Raw genomic sequence first — 22463 nt, 5'->3', positions numbered from 1 at the left:
GCTACCTGTAAAAATAAGGAAATTACGGTAGGTGTCTTTGAGTTACTCTAAAACTTGAAAAAAGTATTTGACATTGTACGCTTAAACAGTAAGAAAAGCGCAATGCGCGCAGCCTTAGGCTCGATCCTTGCGGGGCTAGGCGCTGGCCGACTTAAAGCGCCACGTCCTGTGGCGCCGTCGGCACTAGGACTTCCTGTCCGTCGGAGCTGGATATCAAACAGAATCGATGTAATATTTTCTGCTATCTCATCACCCGTACAGATTGAAAGGATGAAACTGCATGCGAAAACCGATCATTGCAGGTAATTGGAAAATGCACAAAACAATGGAAGAGGCGGTGGATTTTACCGAGAAGGTAAAAGGGCTTGTGCCATCGAATGCCCAGGTTGATACGGTCATTTGCGCCCCTTTCCTGTTTCTTGACCGTCTAGTGAAGGAAGTTAACGGCTATAATGTAAAAATCGGCGCGCAAACCATGCATTATGAAGAAAAAGGCGCCTTTACCGGTGAAGTCAGTCCGGCCGCGTTAAAAGGGATCGGCGTTTCCCACGTGATTCTGGGCCATTCCGAGCGGCGCGAATTATATAACGAGACGGACGATTCCGTGAATAAAAAAGTGCTTTCTGCTTTCCGATACGGCATGATTCCAATTGTCTGCGTGGGGGAATCACTTGAACAATGGGAAAACGGTGAAACGAATGAGCACGTCGGAAACCAGGTGAAAAGAGCGCTTCAAGGGCTTACAGAGGAGCAGGTGAAGTGTCTTGTCATTGCCTATGAACCTATTTGGGCAATCGGAACAGGCAAATCATCGACGGCTGAAGGAGCAGACGAAGTATGCGGTCATATCCGTCAAGTGATAGAGAACAACTTTTCAAAAGAGGCTGCTGATGCCGTTCGCATTCAATATGGCGGCAGTGTGAAACCGGAAAATATTCGTGATTTTATAAGCTGTCCAAATATTGACGGTGCGCTTGTCGGAGGGGCAAGCCTTGATCCGGATTCCTTCCTGGCATTACTGGAGGCGTCCATCAATGAGTAAATCACCAACTGCTTTGATCATCCTGGATGGTTTCGGCCTGCGAAAAGAAACAATAGGAAATGCCGTGGCTCAGGCAAACAAACCGAACTTTGACCGCTATTGGAATGCATACCCGCATACACAGCTAACGGCATGCGGAGAAGCGGTTGGTCTTCCGGAAGGCCAGATGGGGAACTCGGAAGTCGGACATTTGAACATCGGTGCCGGAAGGATTGTTTACCAAAGCCTGACAAGGGTGAATATAGCGATCCGAAATGGTGAGTTTGAAAAGAACGAAACGTTTTTGGCTGCTGTGAAAAATGCAAAAGAGAACGGGAAAAAGCTTCATTTGATGGGCCTGCTTTCGGACGGCGGGGTGCACAGCCATATCGACCATATGTATGCCCTTTTGAAACTTGCTGCCGATCAGGGCGTGAAGGAAGTGTATGTTCATGCCATTTTGGACGGAAGGGATGTCGGTCCGAAAACAGCTGAAAAATATGTTAAAGCAGCCCAGGAAAAAATGGATGAATTCGGAGTCGGAAAATTTGCCACGGTATCCGGAAGGTTCTATTCCATGGACCGCGACAAACGCTGGGATCGAGTGGAAAAAGCCTACCGGGCGATGGCATTCGGAGAAGGGCCGCTCTATTCCGATCCGTTGAAAATGATCGAAGACTCGTATACCCATGGTATTTTTGACGAATTCATGCTCCCTTCGATCATCACGGATGAAAAGGGAAAACCGAACGCAACAATCGAAAGCGGGGACTCCGTGATCTTTTTCAACTTCCGTCCGGACCGTGCCATTCAGATTTCCAACGTTTTTACAAATGAAGAATTTCACGGGTTCGACCGCGGGGAAAACAGGCCAAAGGACTTGCACTTTGTTTGTATGACCCATTTTTCCGAAACAGTGAACGGATATGTTGCTTTTAAAACCGTCAACCTTGATCAAACGGTTGGTGAAGTGATTTCAAGGGCTGGACTGAGCCAACTGCGGATTGCGGAAACGGAGAAATATCCTCACGTTACTTTTTTCATGAGCGGTGGAAAAGAAGATGAATTTCCGGGGGAAAAACGGATCCTGATCGGCTCGCCGAAAGTGGCGACGTACGATTTGAAGCCTGAAATGAGCGCCTATGAAGTAACGGACGCTCTATGTGCCGAAATAGAGGGTGACCGCTTCGATGCCATCATATTGAATTTCGCCAATCCCGACATGGTTGGTCATTCAGGTATGCTTCAGCCGACCATTGACGCCATTGAAGCAGTGGATGAGTGCCTTGGACGGGTAGTAGATCTCATTTTGGAAAAAGGCGGTACAGCCATCATTACGGCGGACCACGGAAATTCGGATGAAGTGGTGACGCCAGAAGGTGCGCCGATGACTGCCCATACAACGAACCCTGTACCGGTAATCGTCACAAAGCAAGGGATTCGTCTTCGTGACGGGGGCATCCTCGCTGATCTTGCACCGACGATGCTTGATCTGCTTAATATAGAAAAGCCGGATGAAATGACAGGCAGCAGCTTGATTAATTAGAAAATCGAAAGCGCCCGTTTAGCGACGTACAAACCGATGTTGACTTATCGAAGTGTAGGAGGGCGAAGTTTGCTAGTCGCTGGGCGCTGGAGCCAGACATAGCAAAATTATTATCTTAATTACAAGGAGAGATTTCTATGCCATTCATAGCCAATGTATATGCACGTGAAGTATTGGATTCCCGCGGCAATCCAACAGTCGAGGTGGAAGTCATCACTGAATCCGGCGGATTTGGGCGTGCACTCGTACCAAGCGGTGCATCCACCGGTGAATATGAAGCGGTGGAATTGCGGGACGGTGACAAAGGCCGCTACCTTGGCAAAGGTGTTGAAACAGCCGTTGAAAATGTAAATGACGTGATTGCAGAAGAAATCATCGGAATGGATGTCACCGACCAAGTCGGAATCGACCAGACGATGATTGAACTTGACGGCACCCACAATAAAGGAAAGCTTGGCGCGAATGCCATCTTGGGTGTTTCCATGGCAGTTGCCCATGCAGCGGCTGATTTGCTCGGACTTGAGCTATATCAATATTTAGGCGGATTCAATTCCAAGCAGCTTCCGGTTCCGATGATGAACATTTTAAACGGCGGAGAGCATGCTGATAACAACGTGGATATCCAGGAATTCATGGTCATGCCTGTCGGAGCGCCGAGCTTCAAAGAAGCGCTTCGCATTGGAGCGGAAATTTTCCACAGCCTGAAGGCAGTGTTGAAGGAAAAAGGTTTGAATACGGCTGTTGGTGATGAGGGCGGCTTTGCACCGAACTTGAATTCCAATGAAGAAGCATTGGAAACATTGATGGCAGCGATTGAAAAGGCAGGATATAAACCTGGAGAAGAAATCAAGCTTGCGATGGATGTCGCTTCTTCCGAGCTTTATAATAAGGAAGACGGCAAGTACCATTTAAGCGGCGAAGGCGTCGTCAGAACTTCCGAAGAGATGGTCGCCTGGTACGAGGAGCTTGTCAACAAATATCCAATCATTTCCATCGAAGACGGTTTGGATGAGAACGACTGGGAAGGCCACAAATTGCTGACTGAGCGGATCGGTTCCAAAGTACAGCTGGTTGGTGACGACCTTTTTGTAACAAACACTGAAAAACTTGCCAAAGGAATCGAGCAGGGCGTCGGCAACTCGATTTTGATCAAGGTAAACCAAATCGGTACTTTGACAGAAACATTTGATGCAATTGAAATGGCAAAACGTGCAGGCTATACAGCAGTCATTTCACACCGCTCCGGTGAAACGGAAGACAGCACAATCGCTGATATTGCCGTGGCGGCAAATGCCGGACAGATCAAAACGGGCGCTCCGTCCAGAACGGACCGTGTGGCGAAATACAACCAGCTTCTCCGCATTGAAGATACACTCGGAGATACAGCCGTCTACCCTGGATTGACAGCTTTTTATAATATCAAATAATAAGAAAAGCGCAAGGCGCCTGTTTATCGACGTACAGACTGGAGCGCTTCTGACGAGATAAAGGAAACACGCGCAGCGGAGCGGAGCGATGTTGACTTATCGTAGGAAGAAGCGTGAAGTCTGCTAGTCGATAGGCGCTGAAGCTGGACAATAAGAAAAGCGGAAGCGCCTTGGTTAGCCCCGACAAGCACAAGACGATTCCCGAGGAGGCAGTTCTTCAGCCACCACAGGGAATCGGCTTGTGACCTCGAGGGGCTAGGTGCTGGAGCTGGACAAGAACAAAGGCGCAAGCGCCTGTTTTGGTCAGCACGGGCAACAAGATTCCCGAGGACAAATTTTTACGGCCCCTCTTGCCTTTAATGGGCTGATTATGCTACATTTAAATTATTGTTAAGGGCACGGAGGTGTGTTTTTCATTGCATGCGATCGCTATTACTTTATTGATCATTGTTTCAATCGCTTTAATTATTGTCGTTTTATTGCAATCCGGTAAAAGTGCCGGCCTTTCAGGAGCGATTTCCGGCGGGGCGGAGCAGCTTTTCGGAAAGCAGAAAGCCCGCGGAATGGATCTGGTCCTGAACCGGATCACAATCGTTTTATCTGTGTTGTTTTTCGTTTTGACTATGGCCGTTGCCTTTTTTGAAGTTTAATATGGAATGTAAACCTGGTTCGTGATGGGCCGGGTTTTTTATTTTTTTACCATAAAACAAAAAGGAATCAAGTGTGTTTATCATTGGATTGTCCCGCCATAGTTTGCTTAAAATAGGGTAAACAGATCATGAAGAAATGGACATAAAGGGGATCGATAAGATGAGAATCAAGGCTCCGGAACCTTTCACTTTTGAATCAGGAAAAAGGGCCGTGCTTTTGCTTCACGGTTTTACAGGAAACACAGCTGATGTCAGGATGTTGGGAAGGTTCCTCGAGAAAAACGGATATACATGCCATGCACCACAATATAAAGGGCACGGGGTCCCTCCAGAGGAGCTTGTCCATACCGGGCCGGATGACTGGTGGAAAGATGTCATGGACGGATATGACTTTTTGAAAACTCGGGGATACGAGGAGATCGCGGTTGCAGGATTGTCCCTTGGCGGTGTATTTTCCCTTAAATTGGGCTACACTGTTCCTGTAAAAGGAATTGTTCCGATGTGCGCACCGATGTACATAAAAAGTGAAGAAGTCATGTACGAGGGGGTACTTAAATATGCAAGGGAATATAAACAGCTGGAAGGAAAGCCGAAAGACCAAATAGACAAGGAAATGCAAGAATTTGAAAAAACGCCGATGAATACGCTGAAGTCACTGCAGCAGCTGATAGCAGATGTCCGAGATCAAGTCGATATGATTTATGCACCGCTTTTTGTTGTACAGGCAAGGCATGACGATATGATCAATCCGGATAGTGCCAACATTATATATGAACAGGCCGAATCAATTGAAAAGGATCTGAAGTGGTACGAGCGTTCCGGCCATGTCATCACGTTGGGAGAGGAAAAGGAACAGCTTCATGAAGATATCCTGCACTTTCTTGAAGGGCTTGATTGGACAGTATAGACGAGAGGAGGAGTAAAATGGAAGAAAACAAACAGCATTATACAGATCGAATTTTATCCTATATGAAAGATGAGGCGTATAAGCCGCTGACCGTCAAAGAGCTGGAAGAAGAATTCCGGATTGAGGGGTCGGAAAGCTTTAAGGATTTTGTAAAAGCGCTTGTGGCCTTGGAAGAAAAAGGGCTGATTGTCCGGACAAGAAGCAATCGCTATGGTGTTCCGGAAAAAATGAACCTTGTTCGGGGATCTTTTTCGGGGAATGCCAAAGGATTTGGTTTCTTGATGCCGGATGAGCCGGGGATGGATGATATTTTTATCCCGCCGCATGAAGTCAACGGAGCCATGAATGGGGATAAGGTTCTCGTAAGGGTTTCTCCATCAACAGGCGGAGCAAGGAGAGAGGGTGCGGTTGTAAGGATTTTGGAGCGCGGCACCTTGCAGGTCGTCGGCACATACAGCGAAAGCAAATATTTCGGATTTGTCATCCCGGATGATAAAAAGATTGCGGATGATATTTTTATCCCGAAAAATGCCAGCATGGGAGCGGTCGAGGGACATAAAGTTATCGTCCGCATCACAACGTATCCGGAGAACCGCAAAAATGCAGAGGGTGAAATCATTCAAATTCTGGGGCATAAGAATGATCCGGGTGTAGATATTTTGTCCGTTATCCATAAACATGGTTTACCGCTTGCTTTTCCGGATGAAGTCATGGAACAGGCCAATAATGTGCCGGAAACAATTGACGAAAATGATATTGGAAACCGCCGGGATTTACGCGGCGAGACGATTGTGACGATCGACGGCGCGGATGCGAAGGATCTCGATGACGCAGTGACAGTGACGAAATTGGACAATGGCAATTACAAGCTTGGTGTTCATATCGCCGATGTGAGCCACTATGTAAAAGAAGGATCGCCGATTGACCGCGAAGCGTATGAGCGGGGTACGAGCGTCTATTTGGTGGATCGTGTCATTCCGATGATTCCACACAGGCTGTCGAACGGGATTTGCTCGCTTAATCCGAAGGTGGACCGCTTTACATTATCGTGTGAAATGGAAATAAACGCACGGGGAGAGGTTGTCAGCCACGAAATTTTTCCATCCGTCATCAAAACGACTGAGCGGATGACTTACTCCGATGTTAATAAAATTCTGATCGACAAAGATCCGGATTTACGGAATAAATATGAGACGCTCGTCCCGATGTTTGAGCTGATGAAAGAACTGCAGGGAATTCTTCAAAATAAGCGGATGAAGCGCGGAGCCATCGATTTTGATTTCAAAGAAGCGAAAGTGATTGTAGATGAAGACGGCAAGCCGACTGATGTTGTGATAAGAGAACGATCGATTGGCGAGCGGATCATTGAGGAATTCATGCTTGCAGCGAATGAAACCGTTGCTGAACATTTTCATTGGATGGAGGTGCCGTTTTTATACCGTATCCACGAAGATCCGAAAGAAGAAAAATTACAGCGGTTCTTTGAATTCATCACGAACTTCAATCTCATTGTGAGAGGGACGGCCAACTCGGTACACCCGCGGGCGCTTCAGGAAATATTGGAAGCCGTTCATGGCAAGCCGGAAGAAATGGTCGTTTCCACGGTCATGCTCCGTTCCATGCAGCAGGCTAAATATTACCCGGAAAGCATTGGGCATTTCGGTTTGTCGACAAAGTTTTATACTCATTTCACTTCCCCGATCAGGCGTTACCCGGATTTGATCGTCCACAGATTGATCAGAACGTATCTGTTTGAGGGGAAGGTGGATTCGGCGACCCGTGAAAAGTGGAATGCGCAGCTTGATGAAATCGCCCAGCATACTTCCCAGAGAGAACGCCGTGCTGTCGATGCCGAACGGGATACGGATGAACTGAAAAAGGCGGAGTATATGGAAGACAAGATTGGCGAGGAGTTCGATGGGATCATCAGCTCTGCGACCAACTTCGGCTTGTTCGTTGAGCTTCCGAATACGATTGAAGGCCTCGTCCATGTCAGCTATATGACGGATGATTACTATCATTACGATGAGCGTCAGTTTGCCCTGATCGGTGAGCGTACCGGGAATGTATACCGGATCGGTGATCAAGTGACAGTCCGCGTGATCAATGTCAACAAAGACGAGCACTCCATCGACTTTGAGATTGCCGGCATGAAAGGCGGAAAAAGGCGTGCCGAAAATGATTCAAAGAAAATCGTCAAATTGAAAGATGATGGCGGGAAAAAAAGCAAAGGACCTCAGGGAAACAGCGATGTTGAAGAATGGACGACAAGAAAGCCGCGAAGAAATAAGAAAAAATCCTATGATAATAAACCTGCCAATGTAAGAAACGGAAAACGCGGGAAAAGACGATAAGGTTAGAAGAGGGCACTTCTAACCTTTTTTCCTTTCCCATGTTATAATGATAAATCATGAAGATGGCAAGGGGGGAAACAAATGGCGAAGCAAGAGGGGAAACTGGTTGCACAAAACAGAAAAGCGAACCATGATTATTTTATTGAAGAAACGTATGAAGCCGGCATCGTTTTGCAGGGAACGGAAATCAAATCGATCCGAGCCGGAAGGGTTAACCTGAAGGATTCGTTTGCCCGCATCCAAAACGGGGAAGTTTTTATTCATAACATGCATATCAGCCCATATGAACACGGCAACCGATATAATCATGATCCCATCCGGACGAGGAAGTTGCTGCTGCACCGGAAGCAGATCAATAAGCTGATTGGTGAGACGAAAGAAGCGGGATACACGCTTGTACCGCTAAAGCTATATTTGAAAAACGGATATGCAAAAATGCTGATCGGTCTTGGTAAAGGTAAAAAGCAATACGATAAGCGTGAAGATCTTAAGAGAAAAGAAGCAAAACGCGACATCGAGAGAGCGTTTCGCGAGCGCCAAAAAATGTAACTTCCGCTTCGCGTCTTGAAATTTTATCGTTTTCTGCTATAATATAAGCTGTACCCGATAGAAAGGGTGTCCCGAAACGAACCTTTTTAAAAAGAAAAGGTGTTTCTCTTATCATGGGGACGTTTTGGATTCGACAGGGATAGGTCGAGCTCAAGTTGCGAGTCGAGGGGATCGTCCTCGTAAAAACGTCAAAGCCAATAATAACTGGCAAATCTAACGATAACCTCGCTTTAGCTGCCTAATTAAGGCCTAATGCGGATCCTCCCTCCATCGCCCATGTGGTAGGGTAAGGGTCTCACTTTCAGTGGGCTACGCCGGACGTCCTCCGCCTGGGGACCATGGAAGAGACCAATCAGGCTAGCGCTTCGGAAGCCCGTCGATAGGCTGAAGAAGACGCGAAACGCCAATATATCGACTACACTCGTAGATGCTTGAGTGCCGATATTCTTGGACGTGGGTTCGATTAATAACATAGTCGCCTTGCATGGTAACATGCAAGTGAAAATTCGGCTTTATCGGTGAAACCTAAGTCGCAAAAGCGATATGGCAATACCGAGCGGTATGAGGAGCAATCCAACAGCCGTGTATCGACTCATAGGCTGCCACGAAAATGGGGTAGTACTAGGATGCGGAAAACTGCCTGCACATTATGAAGGCAAATATATTTTTCGCATAATACGCCGAAGGACCTGAATGACTGCAGGTTCAAGATATAGTCAGTGCCACTGCGAAAGCATGGAATAGCACGTCCCACCGTCTCCACCAAATACATAATTTGGTGGTTTTTATTTTGTATTAGATCTTAAAAAACTTGTCTTCGAAATCTAATTTCAATTTAAGAGTAGCCGGATTATACTTTCCATTTCGCGAAGTTACCTTTTCGTAGTTGTTTAATATCCAAAAAGCACGACTTCTTTTTTTATCAACTCTTAGGAAAGGTGCCACAAGATTTAATATCTTTAAAACATTTTCTTTGTTTTTAATATTTAGGGTGTAAGAGTTTTTGTGTCGCGTTGGTTGGTAGTTTTTCTTACTAATTATAGACCCACCTGTTAATGTTTGAACATAAACTAATAATTCTTTGTCAGAAGATGATATAGTGATACAGGGGCGTCTATGTTCACTTTTATGCATCCTGGTTAAGGTAATAGTCCCTTCTCCATCAATAATTCCTGCCAAATATGCTGCTTGCCACTTTTCCATTTTATGCCCCCTTTATTTTTAGTAATTATCATGTATATAAATGGGAATAGGGCGTATTATGTAGATTATTATATCTATTCTAACCTTAAATGAATATTGATTGTGTACATTTTTTTATTTTAGAAGAGAAGGTGGCCACCTTTATTAAGAATCATGAATCCTAAGCGTTTTTGATCTACTGAATTTCGATCATTATTATGTTTAATCTTCTTAACCAATACAAAAAGCCATTCATCTTTGTGAATGGCTTTTCCAATATAAGTATGAACTATCGATCAAATTTGAATGTCAATTGTTGTTCCGGAGCCAACCTCACTATGAATGATGATTCTTCCATCGTGGGCCTTAATAATGTCATTGGCTATGGCCATGCCCAGCCCGGATCCTCTATGTGCTGCTCCAGTGTTGGTTCCGCGATAGTAACGGTCAAAAATCCGCTCAAGTTCTTCCTTCTCTATTCCCTTTCCGTTATCTTTTATCACAATATGCGTGTATTCATCCTGTTCAACGCTCACGATGATTTTTACATCATGATCATTATGGACGATGGCATTATAAATTAAATTGTTGATTGCTCTGCGAAAAAGAATTTCATCTATTTCTAACATGATGGTCTCTTGGTTTACATGGAACTGGATGTTGCGGTCAGCATATTTCGGATTGTTCAATAGATCAATCACAATCTTGCGTAATAAAGTGACAATATTTACCGCCTTTTTATTTAACGATAGCTCCTTATTCTTTAATCTGGTTGTTAAATTTAAATCTTCCATCACTTCTTTGATATAAAGGGACTTCGCTTCTATAATCCCTGCGTATTCCTTTATTTCGTCCAAGGTAAAGTCATAATCCGGATCCTTGATCATTTCTGCATAGCCCTGAATCGAGGACAGCGGGGTTTTAATATCATGAGAAATGTTGGCAATCCATTCTTCCCTCATCGAATCTAACTTTTTTCTTTCTCTTTCGCTCGCCTTTAATTGGTCAGATAAATGATTTAAATTATCAAAAACATTTTTATATAACCCTCTTGATTCAGTATGATAATTAAATTGATGATTCGCCAATTTCTTTATGCCGTCAATTAGCGTATGCAATGGCTGGGTGAGCCTTTTGCTGAAAAGGTAGCCAACCAATAACGCAATTAAAATGTCTATTAGTAATATAACCATTCCTACCTTAGCTACGATAAAAATATCCCGATTATCGTAGGAAATAATATATCTATTTAAACTGCGATTTTCAATTCCAATCAAATAGCTGAACTGGCGGCCATTTCCTTTCTTTTCCCCAACATAAACGACTGTATTTTCATCAACTTCTTTATACTTATACATTTGAACAATTTCTGCCGGGGTGTATTTTTTCTTAACATTCGCAGGAACCCCGAAGCTGTATACCTCTTTGCTATTCTCATCTAAAATTTGAATCCAAGCCTTCTTTTTTGCTAACTCTTTTTGTCCTTTTTCAGTAATTGTTACATCATGATTTTTTGTGATAATTTCTTGATGGAACTTTCTCGTGAATTGTTCCGGAGATGTTTCACGGTTTTGAAAAATGGGGACATCAAAAGCAGCTTGTGCCACAAGGATCGCGATCCCAAGGATGAGATTGATGAAAATAATTAGGACAACAACCAAAACAACAGATAGTAAATACCTTCCTGTCAGCTTCCATTTCATACCTATTCATCCTCTATGGCCAGCTTATACCCTAAACCTTTAACGGTCATCAAATATTGGGGATGGGAAGGCTGGTCTTCGATTTTTTCCCGCAGTCTGCGGATATGAACCATGACCGTGTTATCCATGCCGAAGAACTCCTCGCCCCAGACAGCATCATAAAGCTGTTCCTTACTGATAACCTTGTTTTTATTTTGGAGAAAAATCTTCATTAACCCCAGTTCTTTTGGCTTTAATTCAATCACTTGCCCATTCTTTGTCAGTTCTGCCTTGTCTTCATCCAATTCAAATGGACCTGCCTTGATTTTTGTCTCTTTCAGCGGTTCAGACTGTATATATTCTGCCCGGCGCAAATGGGCTTTTACCCGATAAGCGACCTCTTTGGGGCTAAATGGCTTGGTAATATAATCATCTCCGCCAATCGCGAAGCCCAATAACTTATCAATTTCCTCGGTTTTTGCCGATAAAAAAAGAATGGGCACATTGGAAATGTTTCTGATTTGTTTACAGACATCATAGCCTTCTCCATCCGGCAGCATGATATCCAATAAAACAATATCCGGATGTTTATTTTGAAATTGAACAAATCCCTCTTTGGCAGTAGTCGCTGTTATTACGTTTTCAATTCCTTCTTTTTTTAACACCGTTTTGATTAGCCGTAAAATATCTTCCTCATCATCGATGATTAGAACCTTTTTATTAGTTGACAAGATACGACCTCCAGATTTGTCTTTTGTCTATTTTATTATAGTAAAAAGGAATCCCTTTTCATAAGGATTCCTTCCTTTTTATTTCGATAACTTTTCACTTGCTTTTTTGGGAAGTTCCTTCTTTTTCACTTCCTGATAGGAGGTAACACCTTTATCATCCTTTACAAATAAAATTAAATAAGCATTTTCCCTAAGCTGTTTTTGAGCAGTAAATGTCAGTGCCTTTTGTCGGCCGTCCTTATCAAAAGCCGGCAGCTTATATTCATAGCTTATTATTTTTTCGCCGCTGTCGATTTTATCTTCGATTAACTTTCCTTCACCCTTAATCTGTGTATAATATTCTTCGGCTCCCACTCTATTAAAGTTTACCTTTTGAAAAATGACTAGTGCGCCAACAAGTATAATGGCGATCGTTACGAAAGTGATGAGCAGTTTTTTCATTTTTATTCCCCATTTCTATTCATTTCATGACAATTTTGCAGTAGGTTCTTACGGTTAAGAAATAATAAATGATGTAAATGCAAGCATAAATGCCAACACAGATGATGACAGGAATCACCAAGTTTGTCTGCAGTAACCTTGATAACGCAGTTAGCGCTACAACACTATGGGCGATGCCAGCCAGCAATGGCAAGGCGAAAATAAATAAGATTTGCTTGGCAATTGATTTCTTTACTCCCTTCTTATTCACACCAATTTTGTGTAGTATTTCATAACGTTCTTTATCCATATTTGCTTCCGTCAGCTGTTTAAAGTAAATAATGCTCCCTGTTGCGGCAAGGAATACTAATCCTAAAAAGCCGCCCATAAAAATTAGTAAACCTGATGACTCCATTCCTTGAGCATAATCGGAATAAAAGCTTGAGAACATTGCTTCCTCTGGTAACAGCGATTGAATCTGTTTCGATAATGTTTTGGCATCATCTTCATTCGTCAGTTCGTAAACTTCCATGTTTACAAGGTTTGCTTCGCTTGCCAGTTTAGAAAACAACTCATCACTCACAACAACGGTTATTCCCGCTGTTCGAAGATTAAGGACATTAAATTTCTTCAATTTCATAAAAGTAATATCCTCACTGAGATCATTCACCTTTAAGGAAATGGTCGATCCTGCATACTTTGGTGATAGCCCCTCAGAATAACTTGCATCCAAGGCAGCTGCTTCATTTCCTTTAAGTGATAAGGAGTCATCTCTCTTCTGCCATTTCGCTAATTGGTTATAGGTTTTATTAGCGATAATCGTATATTCCACTTCATCCGCCGAATTTTTACTATGAAGATTGGTGATATCGACATTTAGAAGAAGTGCAGGGACGGTCTCATGATAGACAATCTCATGATCTTTGTCCTGTGAAATTCGTTCATTAATCTGATTGGATACGTTTTTGTTTTTCGCAATAAACATCATGCTGTTAGGATTCGCTATTTCGGCATTACCTCTATTGTTGTAATAAAAACTGTAAGCTGTGCCAACCGCCGTTAAGGTAGTTGCACTTAGAACAGCAATGATCGTTAACGTACGTGCATTTCCCTTAATTCGATAGAGAAGCTGGGATATACTGATTAAATTGATTCCATGCCAAAAATGATGTTTATTTTTCCGCAACAGCTTTAATAGATAAACCGTTAGTGTACTGAATAATAAATACGTACCCAGGATTACAGTGATTAAGATAACAAGCGGTGTGACCATAAAGCCCATTTTTCTCCATACATCTGACTCCAGTAAGTTTTGCAGTGCCAGCCAGTAGCCAACTCCAACCAAGAGAACAGAGATCACCGCAATGATGATAGAAGCTTTTGGCTCCTGTTCCCCTTCCTGCTCGGCTTTGAATAACTCAATTAATTTAAATCGGTAAATTAAACGATACCCGTGAATCGAAGTAATCGCCGTAATCAGAGTGAATACGATAATGGTATTTATGATTGCTTGAGGTGAAATAACAAAATTCCCAATCGCATCATAGCCCATGACCTTCATCAACATGGTTACAAAAAACTTAGACAAGACCGACCCAAGGATAATCCCAATCAATAGGGCGATAATCCCCATAATAAAGTTTTCATAAAATAACATCCGGCCGATTTGTTTTTTGCGAACCCCCAACAAAGAATATAGTCCGACTTCTTTTTTGCGTTTCTTTGTAAAAAACGAATTGGAATACCAGATAAACACAGCTACAAATATCATCAATACTATTGATGCGCCATTAAAAACGGAACTGATTTTTGTAGATGAATCTGTTGTTTCCTGGATCGTTTGATCATATTTTAAAGAAACAAAGGTAAAGTATATGACAATACTGAAAATCATTGATCCTATATATAGAAAATAATTGGTGAAGTTTTTCACGATATTTTTTCTGGCAATACTAAATAGCGTCATTTAATGTCCACCCCCAAGTGAAGCGAGGACATCTAGTATTTTTTGAAAGAATTCTTGACGAGAATGCTGCAGTTTATGAATTTCTGCGTAGATTCTGCCATCTTTAATAAATAAAATCCGTTTACAGAAGCTTGCCGCAAAAGCATCATGAGTGACCATCATGATTGTTGATTGATTCTGCTCATTTAAGGCAGTTAAGCTTTCTAGCAAGTCAGTAGCAGACTTTGAATCCAATGCACCAGTCGGCTCGTCTGCCAAGATTAAGCTTGGATTTGCCACCATCGCACGGGAAGCAGCTGTTCTTTGCTTCTGCCCCCCTGAGATATGATAGGGGTATTTATCAAGTATTTCCCGAATTCCGAACGTATCAGCGATTTTCTCGACACGGTTTTCTATTTCTTTCGCCGGCATTTTTGACAAAGCCAGCGGCAGCAAAATGTTTTCCTTTACCGTTAACGTATCGAGCAGGTTATAATCTTGAAAAATAAAGCCAAGCTTGTTGCGGCGAAAATCTGATAATTGCTCTTCCTTCATTGTGACAATATCTTGATCAGCAATGGTAATTTCTCCTGAAGTCGGCGTATCAATGGTAGATAATATATTGAGTAATGTGGATTTACCGGCACCCGAAGGCCCCATGATGCCGATAAATTCGCCTTCTTTTATTTCTAAATCAATATCTTCCAATGCTTTATATTGATTTCCTTTTGTACCATAAATTTTTTGAACATTTTTCGCATGTAAGATTGTTTTCATTAAAAAGTCCTCCTTAAATGACTACAAATCAGATTATAATGGCTGGACCTTACATCGTTTTAATCTAAACCTTACATAAACCTTAAAAAAATGAAGCAAATCCTGTTTTAAGAATTTGCTTCATTTTTTCTTGGGACAATATCTGCAACATGGTCAAAGTAGAAGGTACGTTTTCCTTTTTTTAACATGACGAAAATGGCATGAATGCATAAAGTCAGCCACATGATGCTGACAAATGAGAAAATAGCCACCGTTACCCACACATGAATAGCGTAAAAGTGAGATTCCATTTCTAATTTAATGTGGTCGAGAATGTTAAATAACATAGAGACAAGCCAAGGTAAATATATGGCAACGGTTCTTTTAAGCAAGGCTTGCCATGATGGGGCATCACCCTCCAAATTCGAAAGTTTAAATCGCATCATATTTGTTCCGATTGTTTTTCCTCCCCATAGAAGAGGGAAAACAAAGTACAGCACCACAAAGCCTACTGTTGTAAACATCATTTCCGCGAATCCACTTGATGTCAGCAGTCCGGCTGTGAAAGTAAACGTTAATTTAATGAAAATATAATCTATGAGTACGGCAAGTAATTGCGACAGCGGCGATACTAGATGGCTCTTCTGTATTTTTTCCCCTTTCGCCAATAGTTTTTCCTTAGAAGGAAATAAAGCCAGTATGACTGGAGCCACAAGGAAACCGAAGAGTGCACCTGTACTATTTAACATCAGATCGTCAACATCAAATAAACGATAGGGGCATTTGTAAATTCCGTAAATTCCTGTAACCTGTGTTACTTCGAAAAAGAGAGACAGGGCAAACCCTAAAGCTAAAGCCCTTTTCCAATATCGTTTTTCTTGGAAAAAGTATCTCAAATATACTCCAAAAGGGAGTAATAACAGAAAATTAAATGCTGCCTGCCAAAAGGCACTTTGATTGAATATCTGAATATACGACCTCGGTTGTGACAAAATAATTGAACCGCTTTTAAAAATATCTCGAATAAAGGTGAATGGCTTTAATGAATAATAAATGGTGTCTGGTGATTGAAAAGCACAAGTATCCCTAGTTGACGGAAGCGGCAAGAGAACTAAAAATAGTGCTGATAACATATAGAAAAGAAACGAGTAAACAACGGTGGAAGCCCAAAGACTAAAATATCCATACTTTCTATAGCTATAGACCAGCCAAGGGATGACAAGCAGAAAACCCAATACACCAAACATAATAAAGGCAACCTTTATTGGGACGATATATACAGACATAAATACACCTCGTTTTGCTCTTTCATCATTTGAATCAACTGAATAAAGGCAGACAAAACATACCGGTTTACGCTTCTTGTCTGCCTTCTTATTGTTTATCTTTATACAAGAAAATCATAGCCGATTATTTCCTATTGGGCGCTGCATTCCTGCCATACGTCATGAATCGCCATACCTTTTCTAATGGCCCCATCTTAAAGAACTTAAACCAAATGACGCTGTAATATGATTTGAATCACAAAAATGATGATCGAAATGATGACAATGTTTATCGGCGAAACAACTTCTAAATCCATTATTGAAATGATGGCCAGCCCGATAAAGCTCTGGGCCCAATAATTTGTAAACGCCATTTGACCAACACGGGCAATCGGCTGCAGAAGTTTTGCAATACGTTTATTTTCTAAGATTACAAATAGACTCGATAAGTACAAATAGGTTGTCGGTATTGTGCCTAAAGCAATGATTTCTTGAATATGTGGATCATTGCCTTGTGATGCGAACCAGATCCAAATAGAAAAACCGATAAACAATGGAAATGTAATCATTTGGAGCCATCTTATTTGAGTGGACAAATCACTTATTTGTCTAATCCAATCCGCTTTAGCTGCAAGAAATCCTGATAAAAACATGATGAAAATCGTAATGGTATCACTACCAAGAAAGGCAATAACGTTTGAAAAGACTCCCATATCCGGGGCAAGGATTTTTAATAATTGTGCTATGATAAATACAGTTATTATTCCGCCAAGCCACTTGCTAATCGTTGACACCTTTGCCCGATAAAAAGGAATCAGAAGGAAGCCGATAACGGCATATGGTGCCAGTATGGAACCCCAAAAAAACAATATATGAATAATACCGATTAACAACAGAGCTAATAAACGTCTGGCAAAACGCCAGCGTGGCTTATCACCGCGACTTTCAGCACGTGAGGCAAAAATATAAAACCCCACACCAAATAGAAAAGAAAAAATGGAAAAGAACTTTTTTTCGATAAAAATTTGAATTAACGATTCTATCATTCCATTCAAACCGTTATAATCAGGCAGCTGAACGTCGTCGGTAATAACCTGAAATGCCTTAACATTAATAAACAAGATCCCAAACAAGGCAAGGCCACGGATAATGTCTAAGGAAATGATTCTTTCCTTTTGTATAATGGATGGATTCATACTAATAACTCCCTTTAATCAGTAGTTTCTATTATAAAATTAGTATAGCGACCCAACCTTACACTATTTTAATGTCAACCTTACATTAACCTTAAAAGATTAAGAAAGGCGCTGGAGCCGGAAAACAAAAGTCTTTGTTCAAAATGTTAAAAAGAAGCGGCCCTTTTCAGGAATAGCCGTCTTTTTTATGTTTTTTCTATAGGAGAAATTGATATAATCGGAATAACCTTTTAACTGCAGGGTACAGGATATTCTATTAGTGAAGTAATTTTGGATAACAGATTAGGCAAGCGGGGGATGGACATGCAAAAAATGACGATGAACAGGATGATTTCTTTTCTAAAAATAGTTTTCCCGCTGGCTTTGCTGGTTTTGGCAGGATTTGAAATTCAAAAGTTTGCCAGAGGCCTTGATTATGGGCTCCTTCAAAGGGAAATGTCCAAGATTGATTTTGTGGACATGGCTGTTACTCTGTTGGTAGTGGCTGCGGCGATCATACCCATGCTTTTTTATGATGTGATTATGGTCAAACTGCTGGGGATGGATACGCCGAAAAAAAAGCTCGTGAAACAGGCGTTGATTGCAAATACTTTTTCAAACTTAATCGGTTTTGGCGGACTGATCGGATTAATGATCCGAACTTATTTTTACCGGTCCCGTGAGTTGGACAAAAAGCGCCTGCTTACGACCATCGCTTCTGTATCGCTGTTCTATCTTACAGGGGTTTCGCTGCTTTCGTGGATCATCCTTGCGGGATACAGGGACATCCCGCTGCTGGTGAATACGAAGTGGCTTTATGTGGCGGTGATCGGAGTTGCGCTCTATCTTCCAATCCTTTTATTTATTATCCATAAAAACCATAAGGGCACGGAAATGGATGTTAAAGTCCGTGCCCAATTGGTTTTTGTTTCTCTTTGTGAATGGGGAGCCATATTCATTGTCATTTGGTTTCTTGCTAAAATGCTCCATATACAAATTAGCTTTCATGATCTGTTTCCCGTTTTTATTGTAGCCTGCTGTGCCGGCATCGTCAGTATGATACCGGGCGGCCTGGGTTCATTCGACGTTGTCTTTATATGGGGAACCGATTACTTGGGAATCCAGGATGAAAAAGTGCTGGTCCTTTTAATGCTCTACAGGATTGGATACTTTTTCATACCTTTTATCATTGCAGGCGGCTTATTCATCAAAGATTATTGGGACAGGTGGAACGAGAGCTTGGAAAACGTCCCGAACAGCGTCATTCAAACAATCAGCCATTTTATCCTGACAGTATTGGTATTTGCTTCCGGACTAATCCTGCTTTTGTCCGCATCAGTCCCCGGAATTCTTGAAAGATTAAGGGTGGTTGAGGAGTTTTTATCATTTCCAATCATGGATGTCTCCCATCAACTAACGGTGGCAGCCGGTTTTATTCTCCTTGGTCTTTCACGGGGGATCGAATATAAAGTAAAGCGGGCATACCATATCACTTTAGCGGTATTATCCGGTGCTGCTGTACTTTCACTTTTTAAGGGACTGGATTATGAGGAAGCGATCTTTCTTCTTATTGTGGCCCTCCTATTAAGAATTTCGAAGGACCGATTTTATCGGGAAAGTTATGTGTTGACATGGGGAAAAACGTTTTTTGATATAGCCGTGATTCTCATTATCACATCGATCTATATTTTAGTCGGTTATATCAGTTTACCCACGGCAAAAGTCAATATGCCGACAAGGCTGATGCCTTACGTCATAACGGATTACCGGGACCTGTTTTTCAGCGCTGCCATCGGATTGTTAATCGCCTTGGCTGTTTTTGCTGCAGGGTATTTGTTGGGCAGGTCCAGGAAGATGATTATGGAAAAATCCGACTTTCAGGAAAAAGAAATATTGGAGCATGTAAAAAAATTTAAAGGCAATGTCTTGACCCATTTGATTTTTTTACATGATAAATATATATTTTGGAACAGCAAAAAAACCGTTCTGTTCCCTTATCAACGTTATGCCGATAAACTTGTAATTCTCGGGGACCCGGTCGGGAAGCGAGAGGATTTTCCGAACGCGATCGAGGAATTTCAAAGGGTTTCAGACCTTTACGGTCATACCCCCGTGTTTTATGAAGTGAGCATGGGCATGCTTCCGTATCTGCACGAAAATGGATTTGACTTTTTTAAACTGGGAGAAGAAGGTTTTGTTGACTTGCAGGAATTCTCCCTTTCGGGTAAAAAAATGAAGGGAGCCCGGGCTGTCTTCAATAAAATGAAAAGAGAGGACAGCAATTTTCAAATTGCTCACCCGCCTTTCAGCCGGGAAATGCTTGATGATTTAAAACAAGTCTCGGATGATTGGCTTCAAGGAAGAAGAGAAAAAGGCTTTTCTTTAGGCTTTTTTGATGACAACTATCTGAATAAATCCGATATCGCTATTTTAAAAGACTCTGACGGCCAAATGATAGGATTTGCAAGCCTGATGCCGGTTTACGATGGTGAAACGATATCCATTGATTTGATGCGCTTTAAGAAAGATGCTCCCTCGGGAACTATGGATTTTATTTTCCTCTCGCTGTTTGAATGGGCAAAGGATTCAGGATATAAAAAATTTAATCTGGGGATGGCCCCCCTTTCAAACGTAGGCCTTTCCAAGTATTCATTTTTGAGTGAAAAAATTGCCGCCCAAATTTATCTTCATGGGAAATTTTTCTATCATTTTCAAGGGCTGAGAAAATTTAAGGAAAAATATGTGAATACATGGGAACCAAAATATTTGGCCTATAGAAAAAAATCCTCTTTGCCGATCACAATGCTGCAAGTGGCGCTGGTGATCGGGAAAAAGGTACAGCGTTCCGATTGATAGATGGCGATTATTAGGTCGCCATCTTTTTATGGTTTAACCAGGAAATTATAAAATGCTAAGGTTGTTTTCTTATTTTCGATTCATTCGGTTGTTGGAGATTGTTTCCTAATTTTTCCCAGGTCACCTCCCAAAAGTGTCGATGATAAATGAAACCGGATCCTCCAGCTCAACCTCCATCAAATATTGATGAATGCTGTTTATCGTCTCCTGCCTTTTGTGATGCAGTACGTTTAATATATCCTCTTCAATATTTTCTTGAATAGTCCACTTATCCAAATGATGCACCAAACCCTTTTCTTGCAAAAAGTTTAAGTTCTGCTCCTCTTGTCCAGGCAAAACATCATATACAAAAATGGGAAGTTTTTTGGTTAGGCTCTCGCTAATTGTCACTCCACCCGGTTTAGTAATGATCATATCCGTTTCATCATACAATCGATTCATCTTTTCCTTGGATGAAATATAGGGAATTGGTTGTATGAGCGGGTGGTTCAGGCTCCTGATATGCTGAAGAAGTTTGTCATTTTTTCCGCATAAAACTTTGTAAAGAATCTGCCCTCCCGGCTTTAACCGGTTAAGCAGTTGGAAAATCGATCCCGCTCCCATGTTTCCGCCGCTGATTAACGCTGTAAAGATCCTTTCTTTTTTTACCATATGATTTTCCATACTGAATATGGGATGAACCGGGATACCGGTTATGAAGATGCGTTTTTCGTTTACCCCCTGTTCTACAAGCTGGTCTTTGATTTTCTTGCTCGGCACAAAATGATAATCAATTTCATCAATTCCCCAAAGGTTATTGATGAAATAATCCGTATAAACATTAATCGCGATTCCGGTCCATAGCTGTAGTTTTTTTAGGCGGGCAATCATGTAAGAAGGAAGGGCGTGAGTGCAAACAACCAAATCCGGTTTCTTTTCTTGTAATAAATTCCTGAACACTTTGATAAACAAAACTTCATACATTCGAAAGCGTTTATTCAGCGTCGGGCGTTCCACTGCAGCAAGGCGATAAATGGTGCTGTATACTTTTGGAAGTTTGTGAATCCATTGCAAATAAATGGAGGAAATCAAACTTTCAATATTTCCGTATCCATAAGATAAAATATCAATTTTCTCGCAATGGAAATGGTCCGCCATTTGTTCCAGTTGGTTCTTGATACTATCGGCAACATGATGATGCCCTGAAGGAATTTGCAGAAATGGCAAAAATAAAATGTTGTGCATGGAATTCCCCACCCTTTTAGGATAGTTTGTGAAAAAAAAGTGATATCATCCTCACCTTGAATTTCCAATAATATTTGCATTTTTTTTTACCAAAATAAAATAGAATGCTCCATAAAAACATCAACTAAGGGGAATTGTAATGAAAGGGATCAGACAATTTTGCATTGCAGGATGGAATATAATAGATCCGATATATTTCCATTTCACGCGACTGCATCATATTAAAAAGAGATGCGGCAAAAAGACCATTATGCGTGTTCGATTAACGAGATATAAGGGCAGAGATATCATTTTATCGGATGGAACGTTGATTTGTAAAAATGAGGTTCTTGTGAAAGTGCATTTGCACAATGTCAAATTATTGAGTGAACTAATGCAGTATAAAAACGATTTAAGAAGAGGGAAAATCATTTATTCCAAAGTGAAGGACGCACTCCCGGCAGTTGTGGATTATATTCAATTATGCAATGAATTCAAGGAAATAAAAGGGATAATTGGAATTACGACACTTTATAGAGGTTGTAAAAAATTAGGATTTGAACCGCACCCTATTAAAAGCCTTTTATATAAAAAATTTAAACAAACAGCTCTTATGCCGATTTATTTACTTTCCTCAAATAGCCGAAGAGGCAAGAGTTTTCCTGAACCCATGTATTTGATTATGTCTAAAGCGATACTTTTACAAAAATATGGAAGTATTTATAGCCGGGCGCCGCATAAGAGCACCTGATTCATTTGACATTCTATCCATATATTACAGGTTAAAATCCCTC

19 protein-coding genes and 1 other RNA gene are annotated in these 22463 nt (G+C 41.6%); 10 read left to right on the top strand and 10 right to left on the bottom strand.

Annotated features, from left to right (window positions below):
• The first annotated feature begins 280 nt into the window (after positions 1–280).
• The 8 genes from tpiA to ssrA all read left to right on the top strand — a co-directional run bounded on the left by tpiA (position 281) and on the right by ssrA (position 8920).
• Positions 281–1042 (top strand): triose-phosphate isomerase, encoded by a 762-nt coding sequence (gene tpiA, locus D4N35_RS05170; protein ID WP_120071063.1) that lies wholly within the window; start codon positions 281–283, stop codon positions 1040–1042.
• Positions 1035–2567 carry a 2,3-bisphosphoglycerate-independent phosphoglycerate mutase gene (gene gpmI, locus D4N35_RS05165; protein ID WP_120071061.1) on the top strand — a complete coding sequence of 511 codons (1533 nt, stop codon included), beginning with the start codon at positions 1035–1037 and terminating at the stop codon, positions 2565–2567. Before tpiA ends, gpmI begins: the two co-directional genes overlap by 8 nt.
• A 137-nt stretch (positions 2568–2704) precedes the next feature.
• The gene (gene eno / locus D4N35_RS05160) at positions 2705–3994 is read left to right on the top strand and encodes a phosphopyruvate hydratase (protein ID WP_120071058.1); all 1290 of its coding nucleotides are present in this window, start codon (positions 2705–2707) and stop codon (positions 3992–3994) included.
• A 416-nt stretch (positions 3995–4410) separates the two neighbouring features.
• Positions 4411–4644, top strand: coding sequence for a preprotein translocase subunit SecG (gene secG / locus D4N35_RS05155; RefSeq protein WP_120071055.1), 234 nt, complete (start codon positions 4411–4413; stop codon positions 4642–4644).
• A gap of 160 nt (positions 4645–4804) precedes the next feature.
• Complete coding sequence (locus D4N35_RS05150; protein WP_120071052.1) at positions 4805–5551, top strand: alpha/beta hydrolase; 747 nt, start codon at positions 4805–4807, stop codon at positions 5549–5551.
• A 17-nt stretch (positions 5552–5568) separates the two neighbouring features.
• On the top strand, positions 5569–7905 hold the full coding sequence (rnr, locus tag D4N35_RS05145) for a ribonuclease R (protein ID WP_120071048.1): 2337 nt from the start codon (positions 5569–5571) through the stop codon (positions 7903–7905).
• 81 nt (positions 7906–7986) lie between these two features.
• Positions 7987–8454: an SsrA-binding protein SmpB gene (gene smpB, locus D4N35_RS05140; protein ID WP_120071045.1), complete on the top strand. Its 468-nt coding sequence runs from the start codon at positions 7987–7989 to the stop codon at positions 8452–8454.
• Between the two features lie 123 nt (positions 8455–8577).
• Positions 8578–8920: a transfer-messenger RNA gene (gene ssrA, locus D4N35_RS05135) on the top strand.
• A gap of 329 nt (positions 8921–9249) precedes the next feature.
• Here ssrA and D4N35_RS05130 read toward each other — a convergent pair.
• The 9 genes from D4N35_RS05130 to D4N35_RS05095 all read right to left on the bottom strand — a co-directional run bounded on the left by D4N35_RS05130 (position 9250) and on the right by D4N35_RS05095 (position 17631).
• On the bottom strand, positions 9250–9657 hold the full coding sequence (locus D4N35_RS05130; protein WP_120071042.1) for an LAGLIDADG family homing endonuclease: 408 nt from the start codon (positions 9655–9657) through the stop codon (positions 9250–9252).
• Positions 9658–9932: 275 nt separating this feature from the next.
• A complete protein-coding gene (locus D4N35_RS05125; protein WP_120071039.1) occupies positions 9933–11339 on the bottom strand; it encodes a sensor histidine kinase in 1407 nt (468 codons plus the stop codon).
• A 2-nt stretch (positions 11340–11341) separates the two neighbouring features.
• On the bottom strand, positions 11342–12049 hold the full coding sequence (locus D4N35_RS05120) for a response regulator transcription factor (protein ID WP_120071036.1): 708 nt from the start codon (positions 12047–12049) through the stop codon (positions 11342–11344).
• A gap of 78 nt (positions 12050–12127) precedes the next feature.
• The gene (locus D4N35_RS05115) at positions 12128–12490 is read right to left on the bottom strand and encodes a YxeA family protein (protein WP_120071032.1); all 363 of its coding nucleotides are present in this window, start codon (positions 12488–12490) and stop codon (positions 12128–12130) included.
• A 19-nt stretch (positions 12491–12509) separates the two neighbouring features.
• Positions 12510–14435 (bottom strand): ABC transporter permease, encoded by a 1926-nt coding sequence (locus tag D4N35_RS05110; protein WP_120071029.1) that lies wholly within the window; start codon positions 14433–14435, stop codon positions 12510–12512.
• Complete coding sequence (locus D4N35_RS05105; protein WP_120071025.1) at positions 14436–15191, bottom strand: ABC transporter ATP-binding protein; 756 nt, start codon at positions 15189–15191, stop codon at positions 14436–14438.
• A gap of 107 nt (positions 15192–15298) precedes the next feature.
• Positions 15299–16456, bottom strand: a complete 1158-nt coding sequence (locus D4N35_RS05100) for a VanZ family protein (protein WP_120071022.1) — start codon at positions 16454–16456, stop codon at positions 15299–15301.
• 124 nt (positions 16457–16580) lie between these two features.
• Positions 16581–16649, bottom strand: coding sequence for a hypothetical protein (locus tag D4N35_RS18590; RefSeq protein ID WP_328591062.1), 69 nt, complete (start codon positions 16647–16649; stop codon positions 16581–16583).
• A gap of 10 nt (positions 16650–16659) precedes the next feature.
• A complete protein-coding gene (locus tag D4N35_RS05095) occupies positions 16660–17631 on the bottom strand; it encodes a DUF418 domain-containing protein (RefSeq protein WP_328591061.1) in 972 nt (323 codons plus the stop codon).
• A 303-nt stretch (positions 17632–17934) separates the two neighbouring features.
• Between D4N35_RS05095 and mprF the strand changes: the two genes are divergently transcribed.
• Entirely contained in the window at positions 17935–20463 is a 2529-nt protein-coding gene (gene mprF, locus D4N35_RS05090; RefSeq protein ID WP_235870295.1) for a bifunctional lysylphosphatidylglycerol flippase/synthetase MprF, read from the top strand.
• 123 nt (positions 20464–20586) lie between these two features.
• On the opposite strand, the gene D4N35_RS05085 is transcribed toward mprF, so the two are convergent.
• The gene (locus D4N35_RS05085) at positions 20587–21690 is read right to left on the bottom strand and encodes an MGDG synthase family glycosyltransferase (protein ID WP_120071016.1); all 1104 of its coding nucleotides are present in this window, start codon (positions 21688–21690) and stop codon (positions 20587–20589) included.
• Between the two features lie 139 nt (positions 21691–21829).
• Here D4N35_RS05085 and D4N35_RS05080 point away from each other — a divergent pair, with 139 nt between their 5' ends.
• Positions 21830–22420 carry a YkoP family protein gene (locus D4N35_RS05080; RefSeq protein ID WP_120071013.1) on the top strand — a complete coding sequence of 197 codons (591 nt, stop codon included), beginning with the start codon at positions 21830–21832 and terminating at the stop codon, positions 22418–22420.
• The last annotated feature ends 43 nt before the right edge of the window (positions 22421–22463 follow it).

The sequence above is a fragment of the Siminovitchia fortis genome (genome assembly GCF_003605365.2).
Taxonomy (GTDB): domain Bacteria; phylum Bacillota; class Bacilli; order Bacillales; family Bacillaceae_C; genus Siminovitchia; species Siminovitchia fortis.
This window is presented reverse-complemented; position numbering and strand designations above follow the sequence as displayed.